Annotated in this window: 3 protein-coding genes and 2 pseudogenes; all 5 read left to right on the top strand. The window is 69.4% G+C overall.

Annotation, left to right across the window (positions count from 1 at the left end; all coding sequences use genetic code 11):
- A pseudogene (locus WH07_RS39160) lies at nt 1-149 on the top strand (spermidine/putrescine ABC transporter ATP-binding protein); the annotation flags it as partial.
- Complete coding sequence (locus tag WH07_RS31850) at nt 146-1,087, top strand: ABC transporter permease (RefSeq protein ID WP_046507869.1); 942 nt, start codon at nt 146-148, stop codon at nt 1,085-1,087. The pseudogene WH07_RS39160 and the gene WH07_RS31850, both read left to right, overlap by 4 nt.
- Nucleotides 1,087-1,902, top strand: a complete 816-nt coding sequence (locus WH07_RS31855) for an ABC transporter permease (protein WP_046507871.1) — start codon at nt 1,087-1,089, stop codon at nt 1,900-1,902. Before WH07_RS31850 ends, WH07_RS31855 begins: the two co-directional genes overlap by 1 nt.
- Nucleotides 1,903-1,956: 54 nt before the next feature.
- A complete protein-coding gene (locus WH07_RS38310; RefSeq protein WP_046507873.1) occupies nt 1,957-3,483 on the top strand; it encodes an NAD(P)/FAD-dependent oxidoreductase in 1,527 nt (508 codons plus the stop codon).
- A gap of 62 nt (nt 3,484-3,545) precedes the next feature.
- Nucleotides 3,546-3,746, top strand: a pseudogene (locus tag WH07_RS31865) (IS982 family transposase); the annotation flags it as partial.

Raw genomic sequence — 3,746 nt, forward strand, 5'->3', positions numbered from 1 at the left:
AGGTCTACGCGCAGAACATCGAGCGGGACGGGCGCCTCGGCCCGGGCGCCGAGGTCGTCCTGCACTGGAATCCCGCGCACAGCTTCGGCCTTGACGCCGCCATGGACATCGACGCGGGCACCGGGGCCGTGGCCGAGGAGGTCTCGTGACGACCACGGAAGCCCCGCCCGCCGCGCCCGTACCGCCCGCCGCCGAGCCCGCGCCGCCCCCGCGCGGAACGCCGGCGCGCAGGCGGCTCGTACCGTACTGGCTGCTGCTGCCCGGCATCCTCTGGCTGCTGGTCTTCTTCGCGCTGCCGATGGTCTACCAGGCATCGACCTCCGTACAGACCGGCTCCCTGGAGCAGGGCTTCGAGGTCACCTGGCACTTCCGGACCTACTGGGACGCGCTCCAGGAGTACTACCCGCAGTTCCTGCGCTCGCTGCTGTACGCGGGCACCGCCACGGTCCTCTGTCTGCTGCTCGGCTACCCGCTCGCGTATCTCATCGCCTTCAAGGCGGGCCGCTGGCGCAATCTGCTGCTGGTCCTGGTCATCGCGCCGTTCTTCACCAGCTTCCTGATCCGTACGCTCGCCTGGAAGACGATCCTCGCGGACGGCGGCACGGTCGTCGGCGTCCTGGACTCGCTGCATGTGCTCGATGTGACGAGCTGGCTCGGCTGGACCGAGGGCGACCGTGTCCTGGCCACCCCCATGGCGGTCGTCTGCGGTCTGACGTACAACTTCCTGCCCTTCATGATCCTGCCGCTCTACACCTCGCTGGAGCGTGTCGACGGCCGGCTCCACGAGGCCGCGGGCGATCTCTACGCCAGACCCTTCACCACCTTCCGCAAGGTGACCTTCCCGCTCTCGATGCCGGGGGTCGTCTCCGGCACCCTGCTCACCTTCATCCCGGCGAGCGGCGACTACGTCAACGCCGAACTGCTCGGCTCCACCGACACCAAGATGGTCGGCAGCGTGATCCAGACACAGTTCCTGCGGGTCCTCGACTATCCGACGGCCGCCGCGCTCTCCTTCATCCTCATGGCGGTCGTCCTGCTGGTGGTCACCTTCTACATCCGCCGCGCAGGGACGGAGGACCTGGTCTGATGGGTGTTCTGACGGATACGGGACGCTGGGTCCGGCGCAATCTGGTGGTCATCGGCGGCCTGCTGACGCTCGGCTACATGATCGTCCCCAATGTCGTGGTGATGGTCTTCTCCTTCAACAAGCCCGAAGGACGCTTCAACTACTCCTGGCAGCGCTTCTCACTGGACGCCTGGAAGGACCCCTGCGGTGTCGCCGATCTGTGCGGCTCGCTGACCCTCTCGCTCCAGATCGCCGCCTGGGCGACCCTCGGCGCCACCGTCCTCGGCACGATGATCGCGTTCGCGCTGGTGCGCTACCGGTTCCGGGCGCGCGGCGCGGTCAACTCGCTGATCTTCCTGCCGATGGCGATGCCCGAGGTCGTGATGGCCGCCTCGCTGCTGACCCTCTTCCTCAACCTCGGCGCGCAGCTGGGCTTCTGGACCGTGCTGATCGCGCACATCATGTTCTGTCTGAGCTTCGTGGTAACGGCAGTCAAGGCGCGGGTCATGTCGATGGACCCGCGGCTGGAGGAGGCGGCGCGGGATCTCTACGCGGGGCCCGTGCAGACCTTCGTACGTGTCACGCTGCCGATCGCCGCCCCCGGGATCGCGGCGGGCGCGCTGCTCGCCTTCGCCCTCTCCTTCGACGACTTCATCATCACCAACTTCAACGCCGGCTCGACCGTGACCTTCCCCATGTTCGTCTGGGGCTCGGCTCAGCGCGGCACACCCGTACAGATCAATGTCATCGGTACGGCCATGTTCGTCGTCGCCGTACTGATGGTGGTGGGCGGACAACTCGTCAGCGGCCGGCGGAAGAAGACCGCCGTCCGGTAGCCGCACCGCCACTTCCGTAGTCGCCTCCGAACGTTTCCGAAGGAGTTGGCAGACATGGCCCCAGGTGCCATGCGTACCGCCCTGAACGCGCTCTCCGGCGCCCGGCCGGTCCCGTACTGGCTGGACGACCCCGGCAGGCCCGCGCCGCTGCCCGCCCTCATCGGCGACGAACACTGCGACCTCCTGGTCGTGGGCGGCGGCTACAGCGGCCTGTGGACCGCGCTCCTCGCCAAGGAGCGCGATCCCGAGCGCGATGTCGTCCTGATCGAGGGCCGCGAGGCGGGCTGGGCCGCCTCGGGCCGCAACGGCGGCTTCTGCTCCGCCTCGCTCACCCATGGGTTCAGCAACGGGCTGGCCCGCTGGCCGGACGAGCTGCACAGGCTGGAGGAGCTGGGCGAGCGGAATCTCGACGCCATCGAGGCGGCGGTCGCCCGCTACGGCATCGACTGCGCCTTCGAGCGGACCGGCGAGATCGATGTGGCCACCGAGCCGTACCAGCTTGAGGAGCTGCGCGAGCGGTACGAGGAGGCAACCGCGCTCGGTCTCACCGGACTTGAGCTGCTGGACCGGGAGGCGGTGCGCGCCGAGGTGGACTCGCCCACCTTCCTCGGCGGGCTGTGGGACAGGCGCGGGGTGGCCATGCTGCATCCGGCGAAGCTCGCCTGGGGGCTCAAACGGGCCTGCCAGGAGCTGGGGGTACGGATCTACGAGCACACCCGGGGGCTGGAGCTGGCCCGGGTGAGGCCGCGCGACGCGGGGTCTTCCGGCGCGCGGCCGGGTGGCGTGCGGGCCGGTGGTGTGCTGTCCGGTGCGGCGAGGCTCTCGGGCGTACGGTCCGGAGTCCCGCGGTCCGGTGCCGGGATGGCCGTCCGTACACCGCACGGCAGGGTCTTCGCGCGGCACGTGGCACTCGGCACCAATGTCTTTCCCTCGCTGGTCAGGCGGGTGCGCCCGTACACCGTCCCGGTCTACGACTACGCCCTGATGACCGAGCCGCTGACGGAGGACCAGCTCGCCGCGGTCGGCTGGCGGAACCGGCAGGGGCTCGGCGACAGCGCCAACCAGTTCCACTACTTCCGCATCACCCCCGACCACCGGATCCTCTGGGGCGGCTACGACGCGGTCTATCCGTACGGCGGGCGGCTCAGCGCCGGTCTCGACCACCGGCCCGAGACCTACCGCAAGCTCGCCGCCCACTTCTTCACCTGCTTCCCGCAGTTGACGGGGGTGCGCTTCAGCCACACCTGGGGCGGGGCGATCGACACCTGCTCGCGCTTCTCGGCCTTCTTCGGCACGGCGTACGACGGCCAGGTCGCGTACGCCGCCGGATACACCGGCCTCGGGGTCGGGGCGACCCGCTTCGGCGCGGAGGTGATGCTCGATCTGCTGGCGGGCGAGCGGACCGAGCGCACGGAGCTGGAGATGGTACGGAGCAAGCCGCTGCCGTTCCCGCCCGAGCCCGCGGCCTGGGCGGGGATCGGCCTCACCAAGTGGTCGCTGGCCCGCGCGGACGCCCGGGGCGGCCGGCGCAACGTTTGGCTGCGCACGATGGACCGGCTCGGACTGGGCTTCGACAGCTAGATGAATGAGTCCGATGTCTGTGCTGGCCGCGACTATGGCGAAGGGCGCCCGTTGGTTCGTGTGTGACGACAAACCTGGACGCCCTTCTGGCGGCACTGTACGTGTTCATCGACGACCATGTGGCGCCTTGTCGCCGGATCGGGCGACCTCCGAAACTGACGGACGCCGAACTGCTGTGCCTGGCGGTTGCCCAGGTCCTGCTGGGCTTTCCCTCCACCCGGCACTGGATCCGCTTCGCGCACGCCCGGCTGGGACACCTCTTC

It is taken from the genome of Streptomyces odonnellii, from assembly GCF_000981895.1.
In the GTDB taxonomy this organism is placed as follows: Bacteria; Actinomycetota; Actinomycetes; order Streptomycetales; family Streptomycetaceae; genus Streptomyces; species Streptomyces odonnellii.